Genomic DNA, 25,978 nt, shown 5'->3' with positions numbered 1-25,978 from the left:
TACAATTATGAAAAAGCTTAGCATCCAGAATGTAAAAAAATTGAGCAAGATCGACATGCGGCGGATCATGGCCGGCAGCGATTCCGGCGGCGGCGGAGGTGGCACCGGCGGCGGTGGCACCACTCCAAACGATTGCGGCCATACCTGCTGGATCCCGGGTCATTCCGGTCAGTGCGCCTATGTTTGCACTTTCTGCTATGTCGCACCCGGCCTCACGTACGGCCAGTGCCAGGGTTAACCGATGTTCGAAGGCGGCTGATGCAGGCGCCGGCGAAGGCGTTTGCCAGCGCTGATCATTCACCGATGGAAGGGGTTGGCCCCTTCCATCTTTCAACTTATCCTCCATGCGCCTGGCGATCCTCAGCTGCTATTTCGGGAAACTGCCCTGGTATCTGGCCTATTTTCTGCATTCCTGCGCCTATAACCCAACGGTGGATTTTTTTATTCTTACCGACGACCGCTCGTATGAAGGCGGGCATCCGCCCAATGTGCATTTTGTATACCGAACGCTGGAAGAGGTGCAGGCGCTGGCTTCGGCAAGACTGGGTGTTCCCGTCCAGCTTGGCAACGGGTATAAACTTTGCGATCTCAAGCCGGCCTATGGCTTTATTTTCCGGGAGCTGGTGGAGGGTTATGATTTTTGGGGCCATGGCGATATCGACATCATCTACGGCAATATCCGCAACTTCATCACCAAGGAGCTGATGCGGGAATATGACCTGATCAGCGTGAGGGCGGACTGGCTGACGGGTTGTTTCCTGCTGTTCCGGAACTGTGACCGGGTGAACCGGCTTTTTATGCAAAGCAGGGATTACCGGCGGGTGTTCGCCGACGGCCGGCACTATTGTTTCGACGAAACCAATTTCCAGCACGATGCCTTCACGGATGGGAAGCGATATACCGAGATCCCTTCGGAGATCGAGAGTATGATGCATGTGGTCCGGCGGCTGGAGGAGGCAGGCACTATCCGGCCTTATTTTGACCACTACATCATCGAAGGGACACCCGGCAGGCTGGCCTGGGACAAGGGAACGCTCAGCTATAAGAAGGAGTATGAGGTGTTGCTTTATCATCTGATCAAACTAAAAGAGGTGTACCGGCCGGTCAGGGTCCCCCGGCGCATACCCGAGACATTTTTTATCAGCCCGACCCGCATCTATTCCTAATTTCTTTGTATGCCCCATGTTCCATTACCATTGAATATGACGGCCGGGGAGGCCGCGCTGTATGAACCCTACCGGTCGTATCCGCGCCCGATGCAGCGGGTGAAGTTGTTTCGTAACGTTTTCATCACGTCTTCGGGATTTTGCATCAACAGGAACGGGTTGATCCCGGAATGTCATCATGCCTATCCACATCAGTATGACCACTACCTCGGCGAGGCGAGCTATTTTTATCAGGATGCGACCGAGCACCCGGACCGGCTGATCACGCTGGACGATGACACGACGTACCTCGCGATCCACCATCCGTGGTTCAATTATTATCATTGGATCTGCGAGTCTATCTTCCGGCTGTGGCTGGTGCGCAAAAAGCTGGACCGGCTGACGCTGGTGCTGCCTGAACAGTACGGGAACGCCGATTTTATCAGGGGATCGCTGGAGCCTTTCGGGCTGAAGAACATCTATTACATTCCCATCGGAAAGAGTCTGCTTGTCCGGCATCTTTGCCTTCCCCAGCTGAAGCCGCTGTGCGACTCTTACAATGGGCTGCACCTTCGGCAGGTGAACCGGTGGTACCGGGACTATGTCGCCGGCCTTGCCGTGCCGCGTGTGGAAAGATTGTATGTGAGCAGGAAGCTGGCCGGGAGAAGAAAGGTGGTGAATGAGGCGGAGATCATCGATATTCTGGAGAAGCATCGTTTTGTCGTATTTTATCCGGAAAAACATGGATTCCCCGAGCAGGTGGCGATCTTTTCGGGGGTGAAATATTTGGTGGGTGAGCATGGGTCGGGGCTAACCAACCTGTTGTTTATGCCGCGGGGCAGCGCCGTGCTGGAATTGCATAAGAATCAGACGAACGAACTGGACCATCCCAGTTGCCTTTTCTGGTATATGGCCGAGGCGCTGGGCATCCGTTATTATCACCAGAGTTGCGGGACGGCCGGCCGGGAGGACTACTTCGATGGCGATTATTATATCGATCCCGGGCTTTTCGAACAAAACCTGATCGAACTGACCCGGTAAATAACGGATGTATGAAAACATTGCTCGTGGCCACTTTTGTCGATTTCTGGGCCGGCGGATCGGGGCACCGGAGCCGGATCAGCAGCCTGCTCGAATACCTGCAGCACAGGGTCCGGATAACGGTTTTCTTTGCGGGCCGGTTATCGGATGCCGACAGGAACCTTTTACGGGAGCGGTTTGGGGATGTTGCGGTGGAGAGCGCCGGGATGGATGGGCCGTTGACCTATGGAGAATATGCCGAACGATTTTCTCATTTTATCCGGGACCGGACTTTTGACTTTGCGCTGGTGGAATATATAGAGTTGTCCGCCGTGCTGGAATATCTGCCGGAGCATACGGTGTCCTTGCTCGACACGCACGACCTGGTAGCCGACCGGATCAGGAGCTTTAAAAAGATGGGGTTGCCGTATGACGGTATCGATCTGACCTTTGAAGAGGAACTGGACATCTTCCGGTGTTACGACTATGTCGTGCTGATCCAGCAAAACGACCTTGAGTCGGTTGCCCGATGGATCGACCCGGACAGGCTGGTGCTCACCCCCCATCCCGTTCCCGCAACCCCGGGAAGGATCCGGAAGCAGGTGCAAAATATCGGGTTTGTTGCGAGTCCTTATCTCCCCAATGTCGAAGCATTAGGCTGGTTCCTGCAGCATGTCTGGGGTCCGACTTGCGAGGGACATGCGCTTACCCTGAACGTTTATGGTAATATCAGGGACGAATTTCCCGTGCCGGAGGGTTGCCACGTCCGGTGGCATGGGTTTGTGGCGGATGAGGAGCAGGTGTACCGGGATTCCGATATCCTCATCAATCCGGTGCGATGCGGTGCGGGGCTGAAGATAAAGAACGTCGAGGCGTTGGCTCATGGGCTTCCGTTGGTGACCACGACGCATGGCGCCGCGGGGATGGAAGACGGCGCCGCGCGTTGCTTCTTGCAGGCGGATGATGCCGGAGCGTTCGCGTCGGCGATCCGCCGGCTGATCGGGGATCGCGGCTTACGAGAGACGCTGGCGCGAAATGCCGTTGCCTATGCCAGGACCCATTTTTCGACCGAAGGATGCTATGGGGCGATTGCCCGCCTTATCACCTGAGTTTTAGGCAGTGGTCGAGGGAGAAGGCGCCGGTTCCTTTTATGATGATAACCAGCAGGACCGACAGGAGCAGGACAAAATATTCCACCCCTTCGCCTTTCTTTTTTCCCAACCAATTCAAGGTCCAGCCGTCGCGGGCATGAACGAAGAAGGCCCCGGTAAAAATAATGAAATTGGCAGCTGCCGCGAGTCTTCCCCAGAATCCCAGGATCAGCGCCACGCTTCCCAGGGACTGGCCGAGGATGATGAGCCAGCCGAGGGCTGCGGGGATCTTTTTCCCGCGCATCCGGGCGAGTGTCTGTTTAACCCCCACCCCGCCCCCAAAGTCATCGAACCAACCGAGGAGTTTTTGCATGCCATAGGGAAAGATAATACCTCCCGCCACTACTCTTAGGAACAACCAGACGTAGTCATTGTCCGTCATAGGTATTTGCTTTTTCTGGCTATGCCCAATTTCTTCATCCGGGATTTCAGGGTAGAAGGAGGGATATTCATGAGTTGGGCAGCGCCATCGGCGCCGTTTACTTTTCCGTTACAGCGGTTGAGGATGGCGACGATATAATCCCGTTCGTTCTCGGTGATCGTCTTCACATTTACCGCGATGCCGGGAGTGGGGCTTTGGACGGGATCGAATGGCAGCTCCACTTTGTCGACGAGGGGGCCGGTGGTGAGCAGAACGGTGCGGGCGATGATATTTTCGAGTTCTCTTACATTTCCGGGCCAGGAATAACTCTGCAACGCATTTATGACATGTTCCGACAGGCCGGTTATCTGCCGGTTCTCCTTTTTTGCGTAGATCCCGAGGAAGTAGGCCGCCAATACGGGGATGTCCTCTTTGCGTTCGCGCAGGGAGGGTACGGGGATGGGAAAGACATTCAACCGATAATAGAGATCCAGCCTGAATCTGCCTGCGGCTACTTCGTCCTCGAGGCGGCGATTGGTTGCGGCGATGATCCGGACGTTGACCTTCTTTTTCTTTCCGCCGATGGGTTCCACCTCTCTTTCCTGGAGGACCCGAAGCAGTTTGACCTGCATGTCGATCGGGAGTTCGCCCACTTCGTCGAGGAATATCGTTCCATTGTCCCCCTGTTCAAATTTTCCGGTCCTTTTTTCCAGCGCGCCGGTAAAGGCGCCTTTTTCGTGACCGAACAATTCGGATTCGACGAGGTTGGGGGGAAGGGCGGCGCAGTTCACCACTATAAACGGCTGCGTTTTCCGGGCGGAGGTGCGATGGATGCATCTGGCCACCAATTCCTTTCCGGTGCCGCTTTCGCCCAGGATGAGCACCGAGATATCCGACGGGCCGGCGATGAGGATATGGTCGATCACCTTGTTTATCGACTTTGCGCTGCCCACCATCTCCTTAAAGTCGGCGGATGAACCGGAACCCTGGCTGCTGATCGCGGGGGGTTCTTTGTCCTGCTGGTGGAGGTATCTGGCGACGTCCAGCGTGACCAATACATCGTTTTCCCTGAAGGGTTTTACCAGGAAGCCATAGGGTCTTGTCGCCTTTGCCTCGTCGAGGATCCTTGCATTGAAGTTTGCGGAGAGGTATACAAACGCGATCTTCTTTGTCTGCAGGATCCTGGCGAGGTCGATCCCGGTGGACTTACCCTGGAGGTGAATATCCAGCAGGACGATCTCGGGCTTTTCCAGGTCGACGATCTTTATCGCTTCGTTGACGCTGGAGGCTATCGAGCAGACAAGATATCCCGCTTTCCTAAGAACGGCCCGCAGGCTGCTGGCTTCGATGAACTGGTCTTCGACTATCATTATTTTAACAGCCATATGACGTCATTTTTAAAGGTGATCCTGATGTTTATACCGTGTTTATTTTCGATCGCGAAATTTCCCTTCATTTCCTTGCTCAGGCCACCCATTAGTTGAAGACCCATCGATCCCATTTTTCTCTCCTCGCTCCATCCCTCGATACCGACGCCATTATCGGCTATTTCCAGCACCACTTCCTCATCCTGCTCCTTCAACGAGACCGAGATCACGCCATTCCGGTTGGCCGGGAATGCATATTTTATCGAATTCGTCAGCGCTTCATTGATTATCAGCGCCAGTGGGATGGCCTGCGCGGCGTTCAGGTGAATGGGGCTGATCCGGCAATCGAATTGAATTCTCCCCGGGACCCCGAAACTGTCCCGCAGGTGTTCCACCAATTCAGGGATCAGCAACCCCATATCTATCGTTTGGATATCCTCCGACTGATAGAGTTTTTCATGGATCAGCGACATCGAAAAGATGCGGTGCTGGCTGTTCTCAATTTCTATTTTTGCCCGTTCTTCCGGGTAAACGGTGTGTGCCTGCAACATGCAGATGACGGTATGCAAATTGTTCTTTACCCGGTGATGCACCTCTTTCAGCAGCCATTCCTTTTGCTGGATCAGCTGCTGCAGCTGTTGATTCTTTTCGGTGATCAGGTCGTTCTGTTGAGCAATCACCCGGCTGCTCTTTTGCTTGTTCCGGTATTGCCGATAGAGCAAGCCGGTAATGATAAGCAACAACAAAACGATGCCAATGGTTATATTTTTTATTTCGTTGGACCGGCTGAGGCGCATCTCCCGGATCTTTGCGCTTTGGTTCAGGGTGAGGATATTCTGGTCCCGGAGTTTGATCGCCGCCTCCTTTTGTTTTGTTTCATACTGAATATCCAGCTTTCGCAGCTGATTATCTTTTTCCATCTCGAGTTGAACCTCGGCCCATCCCCGGTACCGGTTGAGGTCTTTGATGGCGGACAGATAATCACCGGTTGCCGAGTCGGTGAGGAAGAGCATATATTCCATATGCCGTCTTTTAGCGGAGGTCATTTGCCCCGACATAAAGTCCAGCGACTTCTGTAAATAGGGTTTTGCTTTGGCATATTCCCCCGACTCGACGTACAGCTGACCCAGATCAAAATAGGGATCGTTGTCGGTCCGGCGTTGCCGTTGGCCTATCCGGGAGGCGATGAGAAAATATTTTTCCGCCTGGTCGTAGGCCTTCATATCCCGGTAAATGTTCCCGATTATCGCTGCGTCCGCCGCCCTGTCGACATCGTTGCGTGCGGGGTACTCCTTTATCACGTTTTTCATATAGTCCACGGCCTCCGGGTATTTTTTCATTTTACGGAGCGCCCAGGGGATCAGGGAAAAGACCGGCCGGTAGGCCATATCGTATCTTGAAGGCCGGATCTTTATCTTCGCGATGGCCAGGCTAAAGTAATCGATCGCTTTTTGATATTCGTCGTTGTTGAGGTAGATCATCCCCCGCCAAAAATAGAGGTCGCCCGCGACGATCGTGTCGCCGGTTGCGTTCATGCAGTCGATGGCCTGGATGGAATAATAGAGTGCTTTGTCGGGGTTGCCACGGTCATGATGCAGTTCGGCCAGTTGTTCATAGGTGTAGTGTAAATTTGGATTTCCTATCGCTTTATATCTTTTAACGACGTCCAGTAATTCCTGTTCGGCGGTGGAATCCCCCCGGTCGGTATGGATCATGGCGATGTCTCTTAGCGCCAGGATCTCATCTTCGCGGCGGTGCAGGCGGGCAGCCGACTCCCGGGCCTGTCCGGCGAATGCCAGGCCCTTCGCCCGGTTGTCTTCGCTTTTCCCGGCGCTTCTTGCCCAGTATTTGAAGCTTAGCATCAGCCATAATTTGATCTTCGAAGTATCGTTCAGTACCCCCGCTATTTCTTCGGCCGATGCCATATCGTCCTTTCCGGTAAGGATCTCCGCTCTTAAAAGCTGGGCGGCGTTGTAGCCGGAGTCGTCATGGATCGAGGTGCTGAGTGCTGCCGCCGCATCGGCATAGCGAATGGCCCGGTCGAGGTCGGAAGCTCTTTTCAAAGGCAGGTTGAGGTATAGATTGCTTAAGTCGAGGAGGAGGGCTGCGCTATTTTTGCCGGGCCTGCTGTTTTTCAATAAGCTCAACAGCCGGCTCTTTTCGCCGGGGCTTACCGGTTTTGGAGCCGGATAATACTGCGCTACTCCTATGTTACCAAGCAGCACGCAGATGATGATGATCACCACCCTCTCCATAGGCCTTAACTGGTGTCATTAAAATTAATTAATAAAAACGAATATTGAGCACCTGGTGACTTATCGCCAAAAGATCGCGGAACATCGATATCCCGACTTTCCTTCTTTTTATAGACACAGGCAACAATCTAGGAATCAGACGAATGAGTGTTTGGCATAATCATTCGAACGCTGCTCCACATGGAAATCACACTGGAGCAAGCCAATGAGCTGCAGAAAAAAGCGAGGGCGAGGGCAATGGAGATCGGGATCCCTGTAAATATCGCCATCATGGATACGGGGGGACATCTCAAGTCGCTTCAGCGGATGGATGATGCGTTGATCGGGTCGCTCGATATCGCCATTCAAAAGGCAAAAACGGCGATGCTCTTCCGGATGCCTTCCGAGCAGGTGGGTCAATTTCTGAAGCCGGAGGCGGCGGCTTATGGCCTTGAACATACGAATGGCGGTCTGGTGGGCTTCGCGGGTGGATTGCCGATCCGAAGGGACGGCGAGATCATCGGCTATATCGGAGTTTCGGGGGGCGCCATTGCCCAGGATGCGATGATCGCTGCCGAGGGCAGCATAATCTAAAATTCAAAAAACAAATAGTATGGAAAGCAAACGAATCCTTATTACCGGGGCCGGCTCCGGCTTTGGTGAAGGAGCGGCCATTGGGCTGGCAAGAGCGGGGCACCAGGTGATTGCCGGGGTGCAAATTTCGCCGCAGGTGACGGCATTGCGACGGAAAGCGGCCGATCTGGGGCTGGAAGGGAATCTCCGCGTCGAGAAACTGAATATCCTCGAGCACTACGATGTGAAAAATGCATTAAGCTGGGACATCGATATCCTGTTCAGCAATGCCGGCATCGGGGAAACGGGGCCGGTCTTCGAGATCCCGGTCGAGCTGGTGCGCGGTAATTTTGAGACCAATGTCTTTGCGCCGCTGGAACTTGCGCAACGATTCATTGCCAAATGGATCACGGAGAAAAGGAGGGGCAAGGTCGTTTTTACCTCTTCGATGGGGGGTTTGTTCACCCCTGCCGGGTTTGGGATCTATGTATCCACCAAGCATGCGCTGGAAGCCGTGGCGGAGGCGATGTCGGGTGAACTGAAAAAATACAATATCCAGATACAGACCATCAATCCCGGCGCTTATCTGACCGGCTATAATGAAACCATGGCCGACAATGCGTTCCGCTGGTTGGATGACAGCAAAAATTTTACTCAGCGAAAGGAAATGCGGGCAACGTTCGACTCCCTGTTAGGCACCCCGGAGGGCAGGCTTGACCCCCGGGAGATGATCGAAGCGATGGTCCGAATCGTCCCCGCGGATACCGGTAAATTCCGCAATGTCGTTCCCCGGTCCGTGGAGGAGATGTTAAAGCAGCACCAGGCAAAGGCCTGGGACGTTGAAATTTAAATTCAAAAAAAATCAGCTCATGAACAAAATTATCTCTTCGTTGAACTCCGGCAAGCCCGGGGCAACGAACAAAAAAGGAACTGTGCTTGTAATTACATCCAGCAGCGATACCCTTATCACCAAGGACGGCAGGCCCGAGAAGATCGGATTTTACCTCAATGAGCTTGTCATCCCTCTTCAGGCGGCGATGGATATTGGCTATGACATAGCTCTGGCCACGCCAAAAGGTAATAAGCCTGTGATGGATCCGCATTCCGCTTCCGAAACCTATTTTGGAGGCAGTATCGAGGCGCTGGGAAAAGCGTTGGATCTGTTCGAGTCGCATCCTGCTATGCAAGCCCCCCTATCGTTTCGTGCTGCCATAGAGAAGGGACTGGAGAATTATGTTGCCATCTATGCTCCCGGCGGGCATCCGCCCATGGTGGACCTCATGCAGGATGAGGACCTGGGTGAGATCTTGCGCCATTTTCATTCCGAGGGCAAGGTTACCGCATTACTCTGTCATGGTCCCATCGCCATTCTTTCCGCGATGGCAAATGCCGCGGCATTTCGTGCCGCGATGGTTGCGGATAACAAGGAAGCCGCAAAGAAGCTGGCGGTGGGATGGCAATATGCGGGCTACCGGATGACGGTATTTTCGAACGAGGAGGAGCATTATGCAGAAAAAAATCTTATGGGAGGGAAAATGGCGCCTTTTTATGTGTACGAGGCTTTGGAAGTTGCGGGCGGCCGGTTAGAAAAATCTCCGAACGGCATCTTCACGCCGCATATAGTAGAAGACCGGGAACTGATCACCGGTCAAAACCCGCCCTCGGATGGTTTGATGGCGGAGTACTTTGTAAAGGCGCTGGAGCGCCAGAGGGCAGCGAGGTTAATTGGCGGCTGTGAATAGTACAAGCAACCGATCCGGGCTGTCGAACGTTTTCTAAAAATTATGAAAAATCAACGATTCAATTCCGCCAACCGGATCATTCACTGGGCTATCGCGCTGAACATTTTGTTCTTATTGACCACTATTTTTTTACGGATGGGCTGGATGAACATCAACAGTATGGGGGTGATCATTCAGAAAAACCTTAGGCAATCGGGGATCCAGCTTTCTTTGAAGGAAGCGGTGGCGATCGGGAAAGAGGTAAGGCGGCCGATGTGGAACTACCATTATCTGGCGGGGTACAGCATGATCGGCCTTTACCTGATCCGGATGGTGAACACGATGGTGCAGGGCGTAGCATTCGAAAGCCCGTTTGCTAAAAGAACAACCCTACAGGATAAATTCAAAGCCTGGGTCTATATTGCCTTTTACTTTTTACTGGCTGTTTCTCTATTTACAGGATTTATGACTTTGAACGGCCCGAAAGCCTGGCATGATCCGATGGCGTTCATTCATACAAAATCCGTTTATTATGTGGTTTTGTTCATCGCCATCCATATCACGGGCGTGTTGATCGCCGACGCGGGGCCGGAACCGGGGATCGTTTCCCGGATGATCAGTGGAGAGAAAGGGCGGCCGGACACGGGTATGCATAAATCTTAAAATTCAAGAGAATGAAAAAGAACGGTAAAACAGCGAAAAATGTGCACACGATGACGGGACCGGAGCTGGTGCTTCATTTCTGGGGGAATGTATGGAATCATCCCCATGATCACGAGTTGATCGATGACCTGATGGTGGAAGATTTCGTCATTACCAATGCGGGAAAGGATATCGTCGGGAGGGAGAACTTCAAGGACTGGGTAAAGAGTATCTTGAAGGTGTCCAACAATTTCCGGCTTGAGAACCTGGAAATATTCGAAAGCAAGGATGGAAGCAGGGTTGTATCCCGGTGGGTCTGTTATGGGAATAATAATGGGATCCTCGGGCTTCCCGCGGACAACCGGCCGTTCTCCTTTACGGGCATCGCCATCTGGGAGATCCGGGGGAATAAGCTCGCCCACAACTGGGTTGAACGCAGTGTCGCCTTTAATGAGGCTGGGGAGTGATAACCGGCAGGGAAAAGCTGAAGACGCTCCCCTGCCCTACTGTGCTTTTCAACCAGATCTCCCCGCTTTGTGCTTCGATGATCTCTTTTGCGATGGCCAGGCCGAGGCCGGAGCCGGTCATATTTCCGGCGTCCGCCGGGACCTGGAAATAGCGGACGAATAATCGTTTCTGAAACCGCGGATCGATCCCCTTTCCAAAATCCCGGACCGAGAAGATCACGCTGTCGTTCTTTTCCGTCAGTTGGATGATGATCCGGGATCTTTCCGCGCTATAGCGCAGGGCGTTGGATAAAAAATTTACCAATACCCAACCTGTCTTTTCGACGTCAGCGAAAACGGCGGACAACCGGGAAGCCGATCTTATCTGCAGGTGCACGCCTTTTTGCCTGGCGGCGATTTTTATAGAATTTACGGCATAGGCTACGATTGCCGCCGGAGACGCAGGGACGGGTTCCAGGCGGATGCGGCCGGCTTCTGTTTGGGTACACTGGAGCAGTTGGTTGACGATCTTCGACAGGCGTTTGCCGGCGTCGGTGAATCGCCGGATGTTGAGCTGTTGGCGATATATCATTCGATATCCGGCGGCACAGCGGCGCGACGTTGCGACGGTGAGACGTTGCGGCGGCGTCTATTTCATTGCTCTGACGGCTTCTTTTACCTTTTCGGCATTCGGGCCTTCGCCAACGCCTTCATAGAAGGAGAGATCTTCATCGATCCCGACCAATCGCCAGCATTGTCCGCCGGGGGCCTGAAAGTAGAGGTGGGGATCCGGCAGTTCGAGTTTCCTGACGCCGGAGCCGAGAATTTTCCGCGTCATTTCTTCTACGTTGTCGGTTTTGATCTCGAGCCACATGGAGCGCGCGGTCCGTAAGAATTCGCTTTCGTCCCTGACATCTCCGTAGAGAAACGCGAGGTAGCAATTCCCGCTTAAACAAAATACGTCCTTTTCGGTATCCTCTTTCGTGATCCGGGCGCCGAGGACATCACAATAAAATTTACGAATGGCGGCCCGATCATTTATCGGAACGATCACCGATGCGTGGTTGCCAAAAATTACCTTTTCCATATGTGAATACAAGTTTGTGCAAAGTTGCGGAAAGGGGTGCACCAAAAATTGTACAAATGGGAAGTACCTATTCGCCGTAAAATTTTTTGCCGAAATGGTTGTCCGCGGCGGCCAGCCGTTTTGGGGTTACCCCGGTAAACCGGCGGAACGACCTGATAAAATGGGACTGGTCATAATAGTAGTCGTAGAAATTGTTTTTCTGTACAACTGTATCGTTGCCGTCCAACATTGCCTGGTAGAAATTTTTGAACCGGATGATAGAGGACAGGTTTTTCGGGCTTGCGCCCAATTTTTCGTTGAACTTCATGTCGAGCCAGCGGCGGCTGTAGCCGGTCTTATCTTCCAATTCGCCGATGGTTATCCGTCCCTGGGTGGACTGGATGGCGGCTGTGCAGAATTCGAAGATCGGGTCGACCGGATGCATGGCGAGCTGGCGGATCAGGAATTGCTGGAGGATCGTTATCTTTTGCTGCACCCCGGGGGCGTCGGCAATCCGGTTTTCCAGTTGCTGTCCAGTCTTGTCCAGCAGGTCGCCGAGTCCGCAGATCTGATTTTTGATGGTGGAGATGCCGGCCTGGAAAAAACGATATGCGCCCATCGGGTTGAATTCTATCCCGATGGTTCCGGCTTTTTCGTCGTGCGCGACGTCGAGGGTAAGGGGTGCGTCGACGAGGCCGGTGAGCATGATGCTGTGTTCCTTCGCCCGGAAGACCGTTGCCGCCACGGAAGCGATGATCCCGTTGCTGTAGGCAATGGTGAGTTTGAGATTCCCGTTGGGCACCACGAGTTTCATATCGTCAGAGGGAAGTCTTCCGCTGCTTTCGAATACCCACATTTTTTCGATGTAGGGGGCCAGTACCGGGTGCGGTGGTATTTTTTTGAACGTAAAGGACATTGATCGATAGTTGCTTATAAAATTAAGGGTTCTCCGGCAAGGGGGACTGAAAATAAATTTGGATATGACCGATCGGTCACTTATCTTCGTGTTGTCAATTCACTAATATGAGCAAAGGAGAACAAACGAGGCAGATGATCATCGAGCGGGCGGCGCCTATCTTCAATAAGAAGGGGATCGCGGCGACGGCGATGAGCGATATCATGGATGCGACGAAGCTCTCCAAGGGTAGTCTTTATGTTCATTTCGACAACAAGGATGTTCTGGCCGAGGCGGTGGTCGATTATTATCTGGGGTTGCTGGAACAGCGGATCATGGCGGGTATCAACCGGTTCGACCATCCGAAGGACAAGCTTTTTGCGTATGTCGACGCTTTTCGGGACCCGTTGAAACCGTTGGTGGACGGGGGCTGTCCGATGATGAATTTCGGGGTGGAGGCCGACGATCAGAATGAGGTGTTGCGGGAGAGGATCGCCGCGGCGGTGAACAGGGGTCAGCAGTTGATCATCGATATCATTGCGCAGGGGATCCGGCAGGGGGTGTTCAGGGCCGACTGGAATTATAAGGAGTTTGCGACGCTGATGTTTGCGATGATCGAGGGTGGGATCCTGATCAGCAAGACGACGCGGAAGAATGACAAGATCGCCATCATTCACCGTACGTTGAAGAAAATGATCGAGGCACAGGTGTGCTGATTTTTTTTGCACACAACTGTTTGCGGCCGGATGGCCGGCCTGTTTCGACGGCGCCCCCGGCATCGCGCCGGAAAGTTCAAGGTCAGCCTGCCGGCTGAACGGTCCATCGACGCCGAAGTCGATCTGGCATTGCAGGGAGCCAGCTTTTTTCTCCAGGCCCGGCTCAACATTCACCTGCCCGGTCTTGACCGCAACGTCTCTCATTCCTTAGTGGAAGCGGCCCGCAACATCTGTCCCTATTCGAAGGCCATTCACGGAAACGTCAATGTCGAATACAATCTCAATTAAAACATACCATCATGAAAAGCAAAGTTTGGTTTATTACGGGAGCGTCCAAGGGATTTGGGTTTGAAATTGCCAGGGCTGCGCTGGCGGCCGGTGATCAGGTGGTTGCCACCGTGAGGAAAGAGGCCGGGCAGCTGGCCAGCCGGCTGGGCGGCGGGGACCGGGTATTGGTCGTCACGCTGGATGTGACCGATGAAAAAGCGGTTAAAGCGGGTGTCCAGGCGGCGATCGACCGGTTCCAGCGCATCGATGTGCTTGTCAACAATGCCGGTTATGGGTTACTGGGGGCAACCGAAGAAACCTCCGCCGAAGAGGTCCGCAAGCAGTACGACACGAACGTCTTTGGCCTGCTCAACGTGACGAGGGCGGTTGTGCCGCACCTGCGCAGGCAGGCTTCGGGGCATATCATCAATATCTCTTCCGTGTTCGGATACCTGAACAACGTGCCAGGTTTTGGGATCTATGGCTCGACGAAGTACGCTGTCGAGGGCCTTTCGGAAGGGTTTGCCGTCGAGCTGAAACCCTTTGGGGTCCGGGTGACCGCGGTGGCGCCGGGTCTTTTCAGCACGGACTTCGTATCCACGGATTCTTACCAGGGCAGTGCGGTGGTCCTGGATGCTTATAAGGAAACGGTGGGAGCCGTCAGGGCGTTTGCGGGTCAGCTGCATGGTAACCAGCCCGGCGATCCGGCGAAACTTGCTGCGGTGGTCATCCAATTGGCTGCCAGCGAAAATCCGCCGTTGCACCTGCCGGTGGGGCGGGATTCGGTCAAGAGTTTCCGGGAGAAGATAGCGCAGAGTGTGGCGGATGTGGACCAGTGGGAGGCGGTGTCGACGAGTACGGACCACCAGAAGGCGACGGTGGCGTAGGGGGCGTGGCCGGGGGTATACGGGGGCGTGAGAGCACGCGGGGCGTAGGATAATCCATTTGAGAATCGTTGTAGGCTTTCCCGAAACTGGCCGTTTTACGCGCAGCCATACGCTGATCCCATTGTATGGAGGTTGTCAGCGCCTGGAATAGGTCGTTCGGCTGATGGATAAAGCTTTCAAAATATGACACGCCCCCGACCATAGATACAAATTAACCCTTATCTATCTAATTATCAAATAGCTACCTTCCCCGTTAGACATCCTCCTCCAAAAAACGGTTTGGAAACCTCGAAGTCCCGGGCAAGGAGACACCGATCATAACCCGGACCGACTGCCAGATTGCTCTTTACCAAATAATTGGCGGTTTTTTACTATTAAAAGATTACCTTCACCGGGTTAGTTTGAGCCAGCATTAAGTAACGGCAATTATCCTGCACCGCATCGTAGTCGTTTTTACTCTTTGCATTCCTCAGATCATTTTTCATCATATAATCGATTGTGTATGAACATCTATGTTTCGAACCTAAGCTTTAACGTCAAGGATGAGGACCTGAAGGAATTTTTTGCCCCTTATGGCGAGGTGACCTCGGTCAGGATCATCAACGATAAGGTTACCGGCAAATCGCGGGGTTTCGGTTTTGTAGAGATGAGCGACGAGGCGGCTTCCAAGAAAGCGATCGAGGAGCTTAATGACGCGGTCGTAGACGGTCGCAACATCAAGGTCGTGGAGGCAAAACCGAAAGAAGAAAGGTCGTTTCGCGGCGGCGGAAATAGCGGCGGCGGCGGATACAAAAAAAGCCGGTGGTAGCGTTATGGTAACGCCAGACCCCTCCAAACCCGAGTAGTTTATTTTTTACCAATCAATTCCTGTCATCATGGATGGGTCTTGATAAATCAAAAAACCTATGGCGAGATCAAAAGGGATGTCCAACAAGCGGGAGAAAGAAAAGCAACGTCAGAAAGAGAATCAGGAAAAGCGGAACAAGATGGCGGAGCGGAGAGCGAACCAGGTGAAAGGGAAACCCCTGGACGATATGATGGCCTATATCGATGAGAACGGCAACATATCGACCACTCCGCCGGACCCTGATAAGAAGAAGGTTTTTAATGCAGAAGATATAGAGATCGGGGTGCCCAAGTTTAGAGAGGTGGAAGACCCGATAAAGGAAGGAAAAGTTGATTTTTTTGATGAATCGAAAGGATTCGGATTTATAGTTTCAAACAGAGGAGAGAGGATCTTTTTTCATGTCAGTAAGACATTAGAGCAAATCCGGGAAGGCGATTGGGTGAGTTACACCGTTGAGAAGGGATTAAAAGGGCTGAATGCGGTAGGCGTGGCGAAAAAAGCCCCACCTGCTCCACCCGCCCCACCGGTTCCAGGCTCAGGTGCACCAGAATAAGCAGGATGGATTGCTTGGCCTTAGGTTAAAGCCAATATTCAAAATAAAAACCATATGGTTAAAGGTACGTTCATTGATACCCTCCTCTACACCCCTTCCTACGGCTGGAAAGACAAAGATGGCGCCCTGGTAGTTCCGAGTAACAAGCAGCTTTGGGCGGAAGCATTTTCGAGGATGAATATCTTCAAGACCCGCAAGAACTGGATCTCCTTTGTCAGCTTTTCGATGCTGATAGCTATGCTCCCCTTCTTCTATTTTTTTCTATTCCAATATTTCCACTGGTATTACGTGATCGCGATCGTTGTGTACAGCATGGTGATCATGGGTACCCATGGGACCATCTGGTTTCACCGGTATTGCACGCACAAGTCTTATGGCTTCAGCCACCCGATCTGGCGGATCATCACCCAGAATCTTGTCATCAAGACGGTACCGGAAGAGATCTATGTCATCTCCCACCACGTACACCACAGCAAATCGGATGAGCCGGGCGATCCTTATAACGCGCAGGCAGGATTCTGGTATTGCATGCTGGCCGAATTCAATCACCAACGGGTGTCGCCCGACCTGACCGAAGAGGAGTATGCCAAGGCGTCCCGCTTCCTGGCGCATTCCGGGGTACAACTGAACACCTACAAACAATATCAAAAATGGGGCTCGATCACCACCCCGCTTTATATCGTCGGCATCTGGCTGCTCAACTGGAGTTTTTGGTTTGGCGCGCTGTATCTTATCGGGGGGCCGGGACTGGCCTGTGCGATATTTTCCGCGGCCATGCTTTGGTTTGCGCTGATCCGGGCATTCAACTACACCGGCCATGGCGGAGGCAAGGAAAAGCACCAGGAGGGGATCGACTTCGACCGGAGTAATTTGTCCATCAACCAAACGAGACCGGGATTGCTCGCCGGTGAGTGGCACAACAACCATCATCTTTTTCCGGGAAGCGCCCGTTGTGGTTTCCTGCCCGGACAGCTGGACCTGGCCTGGGTATATATCTATTCGCTGAACAAGCTCCGGATGGTGGCCTGGTTCCGGGATTCGAAAAAAGAGTTCCTGCGAAAGTATGTCGCCAACGGACACTCCACCCATCTGATGGCAGGCGAGCACGACAAGAGCCATTCCGAGGAACTCGAACTTGGCTAAAAACTAACCCTCCCAACGCATTTAAAAAAACCGAATTGACTGACGATTCGGTTTTTTTATTTTTTATATTTGGTAACAACAAATAAAATTTGTCATTATGGAAAACAATACGCTTCACTACGCGTCAGAGCATCATCCAAAAGCAGCCGGAAAGTGCCCGTTCATCAACGGGGTACTGAAGCAGAGCGCAGGCGGAGGAACGAGAAACAGCGACTGGTGGCCGAATCAGCTGAACTTAAGTATCCTCCGGCAGAATTCCGCGTTGTCGGACCCGATGGACAAGGGTTTCAACTATGCCGAGGAGTTTAAGAAACTGGATCTTGCCGCCGTGAAAAAAGATATCACCGATGTGCTGACGACGTCGCAGGCCTGGTGGCCGGCCGACTATGGCCATTATGGTCCTTTTATGATCCGCATGTCGTGGCATGCCGCCGGCACCTACCGGATCTCGGATGGCCGTGGCGGCGCGGGCAGGGGCATGCAGCGCTTTGCCCCGCTGAACAGCTGGCCGGACAATGCCAACCTCGACAAGGCCCGCCAGCTGCTCTGGCCGGTGAAAAAGAAATACGGGAAGAAGCTTTCCTGGGCCGATCTGATCGTGCTGGCGGGTAACTGCGCGCTCGATTCGATGGGATTTAAAACCTTCGGGTTTGGGGGCGGCCGCCAGGATGTGTGGGAGCCCTCGGAGGATGTCTACTGGGGAGCCGAGAGCGAGTGGCTGGGCAACAAGCGGTATGAAGGCAAACGCGACCTGGAGAACCCGCTTGCGGCCGTTCAGATGGGTCTTATCTATGTGAACCCCGAAGGGCCCGATGGGAATCCCGACCCGCTTGCCGCGGCGCACGATATCCGGGAAACCTTTGGCCGGATGGCGATGAATGATGAGGAGACCGTCGCGCTTATCGCCGGCGGCCACAGCTTTGGCAAGACGCATGGCGCGGCCGATGCCGGCAAACATGTCGGCAAGGAACCGGCCGCCGCGGGTATCGAAGAGCAGGGCCTTGGCTGGAGGAATACGTTTGGCAGCGGCAATGCCGGTCATACCATCACCAGCGGGCTGGAAGGCGCCTGGACGACCACCCCGACGAAATGGAGCAATAACTTCTTTGAGAACCTCTTTGGCTTTGAATGGGAGCTGACCAAGAGTCCGGCGGGCGCCTTCCAATGGAGGCCGGCCCGCGGCGCGGGCGACGGCACGGTGCCGGATGCCCATGACCCGAAGCAGCGTCATGCGCCGACGATGCTGACCACCGATCTGGCGCTGAAGGTGGACCCGATGTACGAAAAGATCTCCCGGCGTTTTCATGAGAACCCCGATCAATTCGCGGATGCTTTTGCGCGCGCGTGGTTCAAACTGACGCATCGCGATATGGGTCCACGGGTCCGCTACCTCGGACCGGACGTGCCCGCCGAAGAGCTGATCTGGCAGGACCCGTTGCCGACCGCGACGCATCCGCTGATCAACGATCAGGATATTGCGGCGTTGAAGGATAAGTTGCTGAATGCGGGGCTGAGCGTTTCCCAGCTGGTATCGACGGCATGGGCTTCGGCTGCGAGCTTCCGCGGATCGGACAAACGTGGAGGTGCAAACGGTGCGCGGATCCGGCTGGCGCCGCAGAAGGACTGGGCCGTGAATAATCCCGCGCAGATTTCCAGGGTACTGGGGGTGCTGGAGTCCCTCCAAAAAGACTTTAACGGTGTACAGGCAGACGGCAAGGCGGTTTCGCTGGCGGATCTGATCGTGCTGGGCGGCTGTGCCGGAGTGGAAAAGGCGGCAAAGAATGCCGGCTATCCCCTCACGGCGCCTTTTACGCCCGGGCGCGTCGATGCGTCGCAGGAGCAGACGGATGTGGAGTCCTTCGAGGTGCTGGAACCGGTGGCGGATGGGTTCCGGAACTACTCGCAGGTGCATTACGCCGGAAAGGCCGAAGCGTTCTTAGTCGACAAGGCGCAGCTGCTGACGCTTACCGCACCCGAGATGACGGTGCTGGTCGGCGGGATGCGGGTGCTGAATACCAATTTCGACGGATCGCGGCATGGGGTGTTCACCCAACAGCCCGAAGCGCTGACCAACGATTTTTTTGTCAACCTGCTGGAGCTCGGCACGAAGTGGACGGCGACCTCGGATGAGGGGCATTTCTTCGAAGGAAGCGACCGGGTGACGGGAGTGCCGAAGGGAACGGCAACGCGCGCGGACCTTATCTTTGGGTCGAACAGTGAGCTCCGGGCACTGGCCGAGGTTTATGCGTGCGAAGATGCCAAAGAAAAATTTGTAAAGGATTTTGCGGCGGCATGGGTCAAGGTGATGAACCTCGACCGGTTCGACCGGGCATAAACCTGCCCTGGAAAACCAGGTTGCCAACAAAATAAAGCCCCGGCGCCGTTATCCTTCATCCTCGGGGTATCGGCGCCGGATTTTTGTATATTTAAGAGAAAATCCTTCCCATGCCTCTGTTCAACCTTTTTAAAAAGCCATTCAAGCTCCAGGATGAGGTCTTTGGAGCAATGAGGTTCACGCGATTCAAGGACGCGTCGAAAAATTTCTTTGAATGCGAGGCCTTCTTCCAGCCTCTGCAGCGAGAGATCGGGCTTACGATCGATGCTGATGAAACGGGAGCGACGAAAGCTCAAAAGGAGTGGTATGCGCTTATCCAGGGAAAATACGACACGATCAAAACGGCTATCACTCCCCTATTGTACGAACGGCTGTTCGACTGGTACGAGGGAGAGACCATCGAGGATATCGATAAGGAGTTTGACCTGGAAAGTATCGGGCTGACCCGGATCGGGGGTGAGCCTGTACGTTGGTCGATGATTTACGTTGTGAAAAGGATCGACCATTGGGCGACGATCGAATTTGTCGATCTGGAACCGCGGTCGGTGTTGATAGACGGCTAGGCCGCTTACATCGTGGGATGCTGTTCAACCAGGGTCCAGTGCTGGAGATCGCCATTGGTCATCGGCTGGAGGATGATGGCGCTGTTGACGGCGCCGCCGGGATCGGCGGGGGTGAGGTAGAATTCAGTACCTTTCAATCTAATCAGATATTGGTTGTTGCCGGCGGCGACGAGTTCGAATTGCTGGTATTGTTCCCGGTGCATGGGTTGTTCTTCCATCGGGGCGCCTGCTTTTGCCTGGCCGTGGAGGGGTTGGAGGGTCTTGCCGGAGAAGAGGTTTTTGAGGGTGTGGCTGCCGTCGGCTGCAGATTGGAATTCCCAGGTCATGCATTTCCAGTTTTCGGGGGAGTAGGCGACGATGGGGGTGCCGTTGGCGCTGTTGGCGTCTTTTATGCGGGCGTATTTGCCGGTGTGGACGTTTTTGAGGGCGAAGTCGCCGTTGATGGTGGGGGTTTGGGCGGAGGCGGCGGATGTTAGCACGAGGGTCAGCGCGAGGGCGGCGAGGGTTAACAGAAGGGAGGCGAGACTGGTTATTGGTTTTTTCATAGGGTATAAAGTTAGGCTTTTAGCTGGGGATCGCTACGGTCGTCAATTCCCGAGCGCGGCGATGAATCCCCAGTTTTGGTGCTGGAGCCTGCCCAACGAATTGTAGCCTTTGCCGAAGAAAAATCCGTCGCCCTGGGTTATGAAGACAAGCTCGTTGTTCCCTTTTTGCAGGGCCAGACGGGTTCGATAGGTATCGGCTTCGACGCGAGTCAACCGGTACTTTTCGTAGCCAAAGACTTCTTTGCCGTTGAGGAAGATGTGCAACGTGCCCGTAAAGTCAAAATACGGGTATTTATTGCCGGCGCTGTCGGCCTTGATGGTATGCCTTGCGATGACGGCGCCCTCCGGCATTTTGAAGTACCGGCAAAGATTCACGTACTCATCGCCCGGTTCGTTGACCGATCGCCATTCTTTGACCGATTTGACCTGGTCATAGCCGTACCTTTTGCCGGCCGGCAGCTGACCGGAGATCTCCCAGCCGGTAATGGCGTCCGGAAGCTGGCGATAATTGACATTGGCGAAGTAGGCTTCCCCGAACATGGTTCGCAATAGAACAGTTCCTTTATCGGCCCCGACGTGCTGCAGCCGAATATCCATGTCGGGACGGGCATTCCCATTGGTAAATACTTTCAGGTTATCCCCTCTTACCTCAATGGCCGCATGAAACCACTGCAATTTGTGGATATCCGCCGTTGCCTGGTATGCCCCATAAAAGACCCAGCTCAACGCCCCATTGTAAATAGGGATATATTGGATGGCTTCGATCGTGCCGCCGTAACCCGGCCGGAAATACAGAAGCTGGTAGTTCTGTTCGTCGACGACGTGGAAGCCGACGCCGGCCATGATGGACCCCGCCATGTCAAACTCCAGCCGGAAGTTCTTCAAATCGGCTTTTTGATCCCAGATGCCAGCAGCCAAATGACCATCCAATTTTACGCAGGGCTTACCCAGGAAGACCGTATCTGTCGCGGGGGCCTTGTTATTATCTTCGGATAGGACGGTCCAGTCCTGAAGGCGGGCAGTCTGTGCCTGTATATTTGAAAAAAGGGATGCAACAAACAACCATCCGCTGAGCAGAAACAGCTTCTTTAACATATAAATCGATTTAATGCGGACGAAGCTAGTTCTGCGGGACAGAACCGGCTGTTCAAAACCGATTCAAGGCGGGGCAAGTTTATTCAAGTTGCAAGTCATTAACTATCAATGGCAATTCAGGTCGGAGGGCCGGCTGCCAAAAAAGCGGAAATATTGTTGATATTTGAGCCATCCTAAACCAATCTAATGAATCAAAAGCTATCTGTTGCCGATAGTGCACTGGCCATCCTTGTCATTTTCTTTGCTTTTCTATTTCCGCATTGGAGAATCATCCCTATCCCCTTTGGATATACGGTCCCGGTGCTTTTGGTCATCTGGCTGGCGCTAAAAAAGACCAGGGAAAATTTTGCCAGCGTCGGCTTTCGCTTCAAAAAAGCCGGGCTAAAGCCCCTTTTGATCGGGGCCGTTGCGGCCGTTGTGCTGTTTGCTTTTTTGAATTATGTGTTATTCCCGCTGATCAACAAAATCGTCGTTCTCCCCAAGCCCAACCTGGATGATTTCGGGTCTATCCGGCATCATTTGTATAACTACCTGTTTATCCTGAGTATGGGATGGGTTGTCGGCGGCTTATATGAAGAGATCGTTTTTCATGGATTTATCTTTACGCGACTGGAAAAAATGATCCGCGGCAGATACGTGATCCCCATCAGCTTTCTGTGTACCAACCTTATTTTTGCATTGTACCATGTGCAACTCGGGGTATCGGGCATGCTCAACGCCTTTTTTTGCGGCTGCGCTTACCAGGCTTTGATGATCTATTTCAACAGGAATATGTGGTACGCCACTTTCTTTCACGCCTTTTTTGATACCATCGCGCTTAGTTTTATCTATCTTGGCTATTGGTAAGCGTCAGGGAGTAGCGCCCTATGAGGATCGCAATTTATCAAAGGCGTTGGCCGTGGGTTTACAAAGATGGAGATGCGCCCCGATGATCGCCGCTGCGGCTTCGGGACTTGCATCGGTGGTGTCGACCTCCAGGTCATAAATGCCGGGCTCATGAACTTTCTCCTGCCATAACTGCACCGGGAAAGGAACCGGATCGGCGGATGCCCCCTTTACATAGCTGGTCCTTTCATCCTCCTGAGAATGGTTGCGCCGCGCCATGATGACGGCCAGGGAGCATTTTACCCCGACAAATAAGACCGGCAAGCCAGCCAACCTTTTAGCACAGTCGCGGAGAATGAATAACGGGCGGGCATAGCTATCATGATGCCCAACGTCAACCACGACATTCAACCCGAGCCGGCTATGCGCGGCGATGGTCTCATACAATGCCGCATAACAGGTGACAATAAAAGATTCCAGGTCTTTGCGTTCGCCGCCGGGGCGCAAGCCGATGCCGGGCAACAGCGATTTCGGCAATAGGTGTTTTACATAGGCATCGACGCCGATGTTCAGCCAGGGGCCTTCGAAGGTGTTTTGAATTTGTGTTGCGATACTGGATTTTCCCGATCGCGGCGCACCGTTTAAAATAATTATCTTGCCGTACTCCATGTTTTATTTTCCTGCTTATCCCGGGGTTTCAAAAGTACGATTTAAAGCGGTCGCCATCGCATCAAACTCTTCGCCCGTAAGGACCGTTTTGATGACCTGCATCGCTTCGGCGAAGAAGGGGGGCGGGGCCATTTTTTTGAAGCCACTCAACAGCCCTACCCTTTCGGCGTGGCTTTGGGCGGGGATCACGAATTCAAACCAGATGAGCAGGGTTTGGGGCGGATTTTTGGCCATGATCTGCGCGCGATGCGCGGCGAGTTCTGCGTCTGTGAAATGTTGCCAGAGGAGGGGCTGGGTGACGCGTTCTTCTTCGGCGGTGTGCCCGAGATATCCCCCATGAAATTCGGTGAAGGCGAGATAGAATCCGGCGCCGGCCCCGGTCATGTCCTCTCCTGCTTTTACCCCGGCATAGAGAAGATCAAGCCGGCTTTCGAGATCCTGCTGCGCGAGTTCGATCCTTTCGTGGTCGTCGAGGTCGTGCCGGCTGCAGCCGGGGCAGCGGGTTTCGAGGTGGGCCAGTGTGACCCCGTTCTCGTCTTCGGCATGGATGGTGAGGATGCGGAAGAGGCGGGAGCCGAGCTGATGCAGCCGATGGACTTCCGCCGGGCTGGAGTAATCGGTCCTGCCGGCCAGCAAGGACATCTGAGAGAGGGCGTTGCGCAAGCCTTTGTGAGGGACATCGTAGGTTTTCATCCTGTTCATTTGTAATCGTTTTGTGACCACAAAGGTCGATGCCGCCCGGCGGGCGCAATTGTAAAAAATCGTTTTTCTATTTTTTGCCGAAGAAATCTTCCGGCGTGGCACCGGTAAACGCCTTGAATTCCTTTATAAAGTGAGCCTGGTCGTAGAAACCTGCTTCGTAACCGAGTTCGGTGAGGGAGGACTGCGGATCGAATCGTTGCAGGACATTCTTTAGCCGGACGATGGAAGCGAATTTCTTCGGTGTGGCGCCAACGGCCTGGCGGAATCGCTTTTCCAGCGGGCTTTGGCTGATGTGCAGCTGCCGGGCCAGGTCTTTTATCCGGATATCGCCTTTGTGCTTATGGATCAACGCCAGAGCGGCGAGCACCAGTCTGTCGGGGCCGGTCGGGGTCATTCTGCCGATAAGAAAATTTTCCAGATGGGATATGCGGATGGCATTGGTCGATGCTTCGGCAAACTGTTCTTCCAGGCAGAGGAGTTCGGAGCGAAGCATGAAGTTCTCCAGCGAGACACTATCCCGGAACAGTTCATGCAGGGGTTGCCGGAAGAATGGGGTTGCCCCGGCTTCCTTAAAAAAAACGAGGATGGTGCCGGTGTTGGCGATGCTCCTGAAGGTACGGCAATGGTCTGCCAGACCCGAGACGCCGGAGACGGAAAGCGCGATGGTGGTGTCGTCGTCGACGCGGAGCAGTTTGCCCTTATACTGAAAACCCATGACGAGTCCCGTGTCGGGGAGGACTTTGTAGGTTGTTTCGACGGCCGTCGACTGGATGGCAAAAGACCTGATATATGGTTTGAGGAGGTCGGAGGGTATGTAGGTTTCGGATCCCAAGGAATTATTGCGGAACGAGGCGATAGCCTTCGGTGACGGTATAGTGTTTCAGTGTCGTGATCTTCAGTTGGGACCCTTTGTCGGTGACATAGACTTTTTTCAGCGGGCGAAAGTTGTTGGTGTGATCCATCAGCCCGATGATACAGGAGTATTTTTCGGGGCCTTTCTGCAACACCGGGTGTGGCGGGATGCCGACATCGGGCAGCCTGATGGTGTCTTCGCCGCCGAGGCCTTCGAAGTCGAACTTTGCGAGGTAGTTCATCGTGACGGGGGTCTCATAGAGGGCGACGGAGAAGTATAGCTCGTTGAGCTTGTTGTCGGTGTGGATCTTGTATTCGGCTACCGGCTCTTTTTTAACGTGGGTGCGGGTCTCGGGGTTGCGCTTGAACGTCGGCAGGGGGGCGTGTTTTGCGGCGGGGGTGTCGGCTGTTGCCGGTGTGGAATTGTTGTTCGGATGGCAGGCGACGAGGGCCGTGATGGCGAGCAGGATAACGGACGACAGGGATGCGGTGCGGGTCCGTACGGACGGTGTCATTTTTTTCAGCATATACGATCTTAGTACGGATGGGAAGATAGGAAAATTTCTTCTACCGTTGAAATATAGGGAGTTAGATTGGGATGCGTCGTGGCATGGGTTTGGCATCGGTAGGTATTATTCACCTAAAACAACGAACATGTTACGCTGGACATTAATCTTTTTGATCGTTGCGATCATCGCCGGGGCCTTTGGCTTCTTCGGGATCGCCGCAGGCGCTGCCTCCATTGCGAAAGTGCTGTTCTTTATTTTTATCGTGCTGTTTCTGGTTTCGCTTATTTTTGGAAGAAGGAGCAGCATCTGACGACGGTGAGGCCGGGGAGGCCGATCAATCATTGATACTAAGGGAATAGTTATCGGTCGGGCCGGTGGCGCCATAGGAGAAGCCGTTACGGGCCCATTCGCCGAGCTTTGTACGTATCTGCTGATAGAGGTTGGGGGATTGTTTGACGCCGTTGACCGAGACGTCGGTGTCGGTAAGTACGAGGGTTTTGAGGGTTTGAGAGTCGTTGATGACGTGTTCGTCGAGGAGGATCTGGATACCTTTTTTCAGCATCGCGCGGTCTTCGGCAAACTGCTCGCGCTGTTCGCTTACGGCCTGGTCCATATCGTCGTCGCCCTGGTTGCTGACGGATACGGCCTGCTCAATGTACTGATCGTGCTGCCGTTCTCTTTGTCTTTGCTCCCGTTCTGTTTGGGTTTGCTCCCGTTCCCTTTGAGTTTGTTCCCGTTCTCTTTGGGTTTGTTCGCGTTCCCTTTGCGCCTGTTCCTGTTCTCTTTGAGCCTGCTCCTGATCACGGCGGGAAGTTTCGCGGTCGATCGTCTGTTGGGCCCGATCGCGCT

32 protein-coding genes are annotated in these 25,978 nt (G+C 53.7%); 19 read left to right on the top strand and 13 right to left on the bottom strand.

What is annotated here, in order from left to right:
• The first annotated feature begins 7 nt into the window (after positions 1-7).
• The 4 genes from VGM48_RS03530 (at position 8) to VGM48_RS03515 (ending at position 3,274) form a co-directional block, all read left to right on the top strand.
• Positions 8-238, top strand: coding sequence for a hypothetical protein (locus VGM48_RS03530; RefSeq protein ID WP_331576335.1), 231 nt, complete (start codon positions 8-10; stop codon positions 236-238).
• A gap of 106 nt (positions 239-344) precedes the next feature.
• The gene (locus VGM48_RS03525) at positions 345-1,166 is read left to right on the top strand and encodes a DUF6625 family protein (protein ID WP_331576334.1); all 822 of its coding nucleotides are present in this window, start codon (positions 345-347) and stop codon (positions 1,164-1,166) included.
• Between the two features lie 9 nt (positions 1,167-1,175).
• Positions 1,176-2,186: a glycosyltransferase family 61 protein gene (locus VGM48_RS03520; RefSeq protein ID WP_331576333.1), complete on the top strand. Its 1,011-nt coding sequence runs from the start codon at positions 1,176-1,178 to the stop codon at positions 2,184-2,186.
• Between the two features lie 11 nt (positions 2,187-2,197).
• Complete coding sequence (locus VGM48_RS03515) at positions 2,198-3,274, top strand: glycosyltransferase family 4 protein (protein WP_331576332.1); 1,077 nt, start codon at positions 2,198-2,200, stop codon at positions 3,272-3,274.
• Here VGM48_RS03515 and VGM48_RS03510 read toward each other — a convergent pair.
• Genes VGM48_RS03510 through VGM48_RS03500 form a run of 3 tightly spaced genes read right to left on the bottom strand, consistent with a single transcriptional unit; the run spans position 3,267 to position 7,299 of the window.
• Positions 3,267-3,698 (bottom strand): DoxX family protein, encoded by a 432-nt coding sequence (locus VGM48_RS03510; protein WP_331576331.1) that lies wholly within the window; start codon positions 3,696-3,698, stop codon positions 3,267-3,269. The two genes, VGM48_RS03515 and VGM48_RS03510, sit on opposite strands and share 8 nt — an antisense overlap.
• Entirely contained in the window at positions 3,695-5,062 is a 1,368-nt protein-coding gene (locus VGM48_RS03505) for a sigma-54 dependent transcriptional regulator (RefSeq protein ID WP_331576330.1), read from the bottom strand. Before VGM48_RS03505 ends, VGM48_RS03510 begins: the two co-directional genes overlap by 4 nt.
• Positions 5,047-7,299, bottom strand: a complete 2,253-nt coding sequence (locus tag VGM48_RS03500; RefSeq protein WP_331576329.1) for a tetratricopeptide repeat-containing sensor histidine kinase — start codon at positions 7,297-7,299, stop codon at positions 5,047-5,049. The genes VGM48_RS03505 and VGM48_RS03500 overlap by 16 nt, the downstream gene beginning before the upstream one ends.
• Positions 7,300-7,479: 180 nt before the next feature.
• On the opposite strand from VGM48_RS03500, the gene VGM48_RS03495 reads away from it, so the two are divergent.
• The 5 genes from VGM48_RS03495 to VGM48_RS03475 are packed head-to-tail and all read left to right on the top strand — an operon-like array spanning position 7,480 to position 10,681.
• Positions 7,480-7,872 carry a heme-binding protein gene (locus VGM48_RS03495; protein ID WP_331576328.1) on the top strand — a complete coding sequence of 131 codons (393 nt, stop codon included), beginning with the start codon at positions 7,480-7,482 and terminating at the stop codon, positions 7,870-7,872.
• A gap of 19 nt (positions 7,873-7,891) precedes the next feature.
• Positions 7,892-8,701, top strand: a complete 810-nt coding sequence (locus tag VGM48_RS03490; protein WP_331576327.1) for an SDR family oxidoreductase — start codon at positions 7,892-7,894, stop codon at positions 8,699-8,701.
• Between the two features lie 19 nt (positions 8,702-8,720).
• Positions 8,721-9,593: a type 1 glutamine amidotransferase domain-containing protein gene (locus VGM48_RS03485; protein ID WP_331576326.1), complete on the top strand. Its 873-nt coding sequence runs from the start codon at positions 8,721-8,723 to the stop codon at positions 9,591-9,593.
• 42 nt (positions 9,594-9,635) lie between these two features.
• On the top strand, positions 9,636-10,235 hold the full coding sequence (locus VGM48_RS03480) for a cytochrome b/b6 domain-containing protein (RefSeq protein ID WP_331576325.1): 600 nt from the start codon (positions 9,636-9,638) through the stop codon (positions 10,233-10,235).
• Positions 10,236-10,246: 11 nt separating this feature from the next.
• A complete protein-coding gene (locus VGM48_RS03475) occupies positions 10,247-10,681 on the top strand; it encodes an ester cyclase (protein ID WP_331576324.1) in 435 nt (144 codons plus the stop codon).
• On the opposite strand, the gene VGM48_RS03470 is transcribed toward VGM48_RS03475, so the two are convergent.
• The 3 genes from VGM48_RS03470 to VGM48_RS03460 form a co-directional block, all read right to left on the bottom strand.
• On the bottom strand, positions 10,662-11,252 hold the full coding sequence (locus VGM48_RS03470) for a HAMP domain-containing sensor histidine kinase (RefSeq protein WP_331576323.1): 591 nt from the start codon (positions 11,250-11,252) through the stop codon (positions 10,662-10,664). The genes VGM48_RS03475 and VGM48_RS03470 overlap by 20 nt on opposite strands.
• Positions 11,253-11,309: 57 nt before the next feature.
• Positions 11,310-11,747 (bottom strand): VOC family protein, encoded by a 438-nt coding sequence (locus VGM48_RS03465; RefSeq protein WP_331576322.1) that lies wholly within the window; start codon positions 11,745-11,747, stop codon positions 11,310-11,312.
• A 67-nt stretch (positions 11,748-11,814) separates the two neighbouring features.
• Positions 11,815-12,642 (bottom strand): AraC family transcriptional regulator, encoded by an 828-nt coding sequence (locus tag VGM48_RS03460; protein WP_331576321.1) that lies wholly within the window; start codon positions 12,640-12,642, stop codon positions 11,815-11,817.
• A gap of 107 nt (positions 12,643-12,749) precedes the next feature.
• On the opposite strand from VGM48_RS03460, the gene VGM48_RS03455 reads away from it, so the two are divergent.
• From VGM48_RS03455 to VGM48_RS03420, 8 genes are all read left to right on the top strand, one after another.
• Positions 12,750-13,337 (top strand): TetR/AcrR family transcriptional regulator, encoded by a 588-nt coding sequence (locus VGM48_RS03455; protein ID WP_331576320.1) that lies wholly within the window; start codon positions 12,750-12,752, stop codon positions 13,335-13,337.
• A 6-nt stretch (positions 13,338-13,343) separates the two neighbouring features.
• Positions 13,344-13,625, top strand: a complete 282-nt coding sequence (locus VGM48_RS03450) for a hypothetical protein (RefSeq protein ID WP_331576319.1) — start codon at positions 13,344-13,346, stop codon at positions 13,623-13,625.
• Between the two features lie 11 nt (positions 13,626-13,636).
• The gene (locus VGM48_RS03445; RefSeq protein ID WP_331576318.1) at positions 13,637-14,491 is read left to right on the top strand and encodes an oxidoreductase; all 855 of its coding nucleotides are present in this window, start codon (positions 13,637-13,639) and stop codon (positions 14,489-14,491) included.
• A 502-nt stretch (positions 14,492-14,993) separates the two neighbouring features.
• Complete coding sequence (locus tag VGM48_RS03440) at positions 14,994-15,299, top strand: RNA-binding protein (protein WP_331576317.1); 306 nt, start codon at positions 14,994-14,996, stop codon at positions 15,297-15,299.
• 97 nt (positions 15,300-15,396) lie between these two features.
• On the top strand, positions 15,397-15,891 hold the full coding sequence (locus VGM48_RS03435; RefSeq protein WP_331576316.1) for a cold shock domain-containing protein: 495 nt from the start codon (positions 15,397-15,399) through the stop codon (positions 15,889-15,891).
• A gap of 54 nt (positions 15,892-15,945) precedes the next feature.
• The gene (locus VGM48_RS03430; RefSeq protein WP_331576315.1) at positions 15,946-17,034 is read left to right on the top strand and encodes a fatty acid desaturase; all 1,089 of its coding nucleotides are present in this window, start codon (positions 15,946-15,948) and stop codon (positions 17,032-17,034) included.
• A gap of 97 nt (positions 17,035-17,131) precedes the next feature.
• Positions 17,132-19,369 carry a catalase/peroxidase HPI gene (gene katG, locus VGM48_RS03425; protein ID WP_331576314.1) on the top strand — a complete coding sequence of 746 codons (2,238 nt, stop codon included), beginning with the start codon at positions 17,132-17,134 and terminating at the stop codon, positions 19,367-19,369.
• Positions 19,370-19,479: 110 nt separating this feature from the next.
• Positions 19,480-19,932, top strand: a complete 453-nt coding sequence (locus VGM48_RS03420) for a hypothetical protein (protein ID WP_331576313.1) — start codon at positions 19,480-19,482, stop codon at positions 19,930-19,932.
• A 5-nt stretch (positions 19,933-19,937) separates the two neighbouring features.
• On the opposite strand, the gene VGM48_RS03415 is transcribed toward VGM48_RS03420, so the two are convergent.
• Positions 19,938-20,477 carry an RICIN domain-containing protein gene (locus tag VGM48_RS03415; protein ID WP_331576312.1) on the bottom strand — a complete coding sequence of 180 codons (540 nt, stop codon included), beginning with the start codon at positions 20,475-20,477 and terminating at the stop codon, positions 19,938-19,940.
• A 42-nt stretch (positions 20,478-20,519) separates the two neighbouring features.
• Positions 20,520-21,572, bottom strand: coding sequence for a hypothetical protein (locus VGM48_RS03410; RefSeq protein WP_331576311.1), 1,053 nt, complete (start codon positions 21,570-21,572; stop codon positions 20,520-20,522).
• 186 nt (positions 21,573-21,758) lie between these two features.
• On the opposite strand from VGM48_RS03410, the gene VGM48_RS03405 reads away from it, so the two are divergent.
• Positions 21,759-22,418, top strand: a complete 660-nt coding sequence (locus tag VGM48_RS03405; protein ID WP_331576310.1) for a CPBP family intramembrane glutamic endopeptidase — start codon at positions 21,759-21,761, stop codon at positions 22,416-22,418.
• An 18-nt stretch (positions 22,419-22,436) separates the two neighbouring features.
• Here VGM48_RS03405 and VGM48_RS03400 read toward each other — a convergent pair whose 3' ends face one another.
• From VGM48_RS03400 to VGM48_RS03385, 4 genes are all read right to left on the bottom strand, one after another.
• Entirely contained in the window at positions 22,437-23,066 is a 630-nt protein-coding gene (locus VGM48_RS03400) for a chloramphenicol phosphotransferase CPT family protein (protein WP_331576309.1), read from the bottom strand.
• Between the two features lie 15 nt (positions 23,067-23,081).
• Positions 23,082-23,768: a hypothetical protein gene (locus VGM48_RS03395; RefSeq protein WP_331576308.1), complete on the bottom strand. Its 687-nt coding sequence runs from the start codon at positions 23,766-23,768 to the stop codon at positions 23,082-23,084.
• 67 nt (positions 23,769-23,835) lie between these two features.
• Positions 23,836-24,600, bottom strand: coding sequence for an AraC family transcriptional regulator (locus VGM48_RS03390; RefSeq protein ID WP_331576307.1), 765 nt, complete (start codon positions 24,598-24,600; stop codon positions 23,836-23,838).
• 4 nt (positions 24,601-24,604) lie between these two features.
• Positions 24,605-25,135: a hypothetical protein gene (locus VGM48_RS03385; protein ID WP_331576306.1), complete on the bottom strand. Its 531-nt coding sequence runs from the start codon at positions 25,133-25,135 to the stop codon at positions 24,605-24,607.
• 139 nt (positions 25,136-25,274) lie between these two features.
• Between VGM48_RS03385 and VGM48_RS03380 the strand changes: the two genes are divergently transcribed.
• A complete protein-coding gene (locus tag VGM48_RS03380; protein ID WP_331576305.1) occupies positions 25,275-25,439 on the top strand; it encodes a DUF1328 domain-containing protein in 165 nt (54 codons plus the stop codon).
• A gap of 24 nt (positions 25,440-25,463) precedes the next feature.
• On the opposite strand, the gene VGM48_RS03375 is transcribed toward VGM48_RS03380, so the two are convergent.
• A partial coding sequence (locus VGM48_RS03375) for a hypothetical protein (protein WP_331576304.1) occupies positions 25,464-25,978 on the bottom strand: 515 nt, incomplete at its 5' end.

Source organism: Puia sp., assembly GCF_036500295.1.
Taxonomy (GTDB): domain Bacteria; phylum Bacteroidota; class Bacteroidia; order Chitinophagales; family Chitinophagaceae; genus Puia.
Note: the sequence above shows the minus strand (reverse complement) of the source record. Positions and strands in the feature narration are given on the sequence as shown.

What these genes read in the sequence shown, in the direction of transcription:
- VGM48_RS03530 (WP_331576335.1), top strand. Translation starts at nt 8, where the DNA reads ATGAAAAAGCTTAGCATCCAGAATGTAAAAAAATTGAGCAAGATCGAC.
- VGM48_RS03525 (WP_331576334.1), top strand. Translation starts at nt 345, where the DNA reads ATGCGCCTGGCGATCCTCAGCTGCTATTTCGGGAAACTGCCCTGGTAT.
- VGM48_RS03520 (WP_331576333.1), top strand. Translation starts at nt 1,176, where the DNA reads ATGCCCCATGTTCCATTACCATTGAATATGACGGCCGGGGAGGCCGCG.
- VGM48_RS03515 (WP_331576332.1), top strand. Translation starts at nt 2,198, where the DNA reads ATGAAAACATTGCTCGTGGCCACTTTTGTCGATTTCTGGGCCGGCGGA.
- VGM48_RS03510 (WP_331576331.1), bottom strand. Translation starts at nt 3,698, where the DNA reads ATGACGGACAATGACTACGTCTGGTTGTTCCTAAGAGTAGTGGCGGGA.
- VGM48_RS03505 (WP_331576330.1), bottom strand. Translation starts at nt 5,062, where the DNA reads ATGGCTGTTAAAATAATGATAGTCGAAGACCAGTTCATCGAAGCCAGC.
- VGM48_RS03500 (WP_331576329.1), bottom strand. Translation starts at nt 7,299, where the DNA reads ATGGAGAGGGTGGTGATCATCATCATCTGCGTGCTGCTTGGTAACATA.
- VGM48_RS03495 (WP_331576328.1), top strand. Translation starts at nt 7,480, where the DNA reads ATGGAAATCACACTGGAGCAAGCCAATGAGCTGCAGAAAAAAGCGAGG.
- VGM48_RS03490 (WP_331576327.1), top strand. Translation starts at nt 7,892, where the DNA reads ATGGAAAGCAAACGAATCCTTATTACCGGGGCCGGCTCCGGCTTTGGT.
- VGM48_RS03485 (WP_331576326.1), top strand. Translation starts at nt 8,721, where the DNA reads ATGAACAAAATTATCTCTTCGTTGAACTCCGGCAAGCCCGGGGCAACG.
- VGM48_RS03480 (WP_331576325.1), top strand. Translation starts at nt 9,636, where the DNA reads ATGAAAAATCAACGATTCAATTCCGCCAACCGGATCATTCACTGGGCT.
- VGM48_RS03475 (WP_331576324.1), top strand. Translation starts at nt 10,247, where the DNA reads ATGAAAAAGAACGGTAAAACAGCGAAAAATGTGCACACGATGACGGGA.
- VGM48_RS03470 (WP_331576323.1), bottom strand. Translation starts at nt 11,252, where the DNA reads ATGATATATCGCCAACAGCTCAACATCCGGCGATTCACCGACGCCGGC.
- VGM48_RS03465 (WP_331576322.1), bottom strand. Translation starts at nt 11,747, where the DNA reads ATGGAAAAGGTAATTTTTGGCAACCACGCATCGGTGATCGTTCCGATA.
- VGM48_RS03460 (WP_331576321.1), bottom strand. Translation starts at nt 12,642, where the DNA reads ATGTCCTTTACGTTCAAAAAAATACCACCGCACCCGGTACTGGCCCCC.
- VGM48_RS03455 (WP_331576320.1), top strand. Translation starts at nt 12,750, where the DNA reads ATGAGCAAAGGAGAACAAACGAGGCAGATGATCATCGAGCGGGCGGCG.
- VGM48_RS03445 (WP_331576318.1), top strand. Translation starts at nt 13,637, where the DNA reads ATGAAAAGCAAAGTTTGGTTTATTACGGGAGCGTCCAAGGGATTTGGG.
- VGM48_RS03440 (WP_331576317.1), top strand. Translation starts at nt 14,994, where the DNA reads ATGAACATCTATGTTTCGAACCTAAGCTTTAACGTCAAGGATGAGGAC.
- VGM48_RS03435 (WP_331576316.1), top strand. Translation starts at nt 15,397, where the DNA reads ATGGCGAGATCAAAAGGGATGTCCAACAAGCGGGAGAAAGAAAAGCAA.
- VGM48_RS03430 (WP_331576315.1), top strand. Translation starts at nt 15,946, where the DNA reads ATGGTTAAAGGTACGTTCATTGATACCCTCCTCTACACCCCTTCCTAC.
- katG (WP_331576314.1), top strand. Translation starts at nt 17,132, where the DNA reads ATGGAAAACAATACGCTTCACTACGCGTCAGAGCATCATCCAAAAGCA.
- VGM48_RS03420 (WP_331576313.1), top strand. Translation starts at nt 19,480, where the DNA reads ATGCCTCTGTTCAACCTTTTTAAAAAGCCATTCAAGCTCCAGGATGAG.
- VGM48_RS03415 (WP_331576312.1), bottom strand. Translation starts at nt 20,477, where the DNA reads ATGAAAAAACCAATAACCAGTCTCGCCTCCCTTCTGTTAACCCTCGCC.
- VGM48_RS03410 (WP_331576311.1), bottom strand. Translation starts at nt 21,572, where the DNA reads ATGTTAAAGAAGCTGTTTCTGCTCAGCGGATGGTTGTTTGTTGCATCC.
- VGM48_RS03405 (WP_331576310.1), top strand. Translation starts at nt 21,759, where the DNA reads ATGAATCAAAAGCTATCTGTTGCCGATAGTGCACTGGCCATCCTTGTC.
- VGM48_RS03400 (WP_331576309.1), bottom strand. Translation starts at nt 23,066, where the DNA reads ATGGAGTACGGCAAGATAATTATTTTAAACGGTGCGCCGCGATCGGGA.
- VGM48_RS03395 (WP_331576308.1), bottom strand. Translation starts at nt 23,768, where the DNA reads ATGAACAGGATGAAAACCTACGATGTCCCTCACAAAGGCTTGCGCAAC.
- VGM48_RS03385 (WP_331576306.1), bottom strand. Translation starts at nt 25,135, where the DNA reads ATGACACCGTCCGTACGGACCCGCACCGCATCCCTGTCGTCCGTTATC.
- VGM48_RS03380 (WP_331576305.1), top strand. Translation starts at nt 25,275, where the DNA reads ATGTTACGCTGGACATTAATCTTTTTGATCGTTGCGATCATCGCCGGG.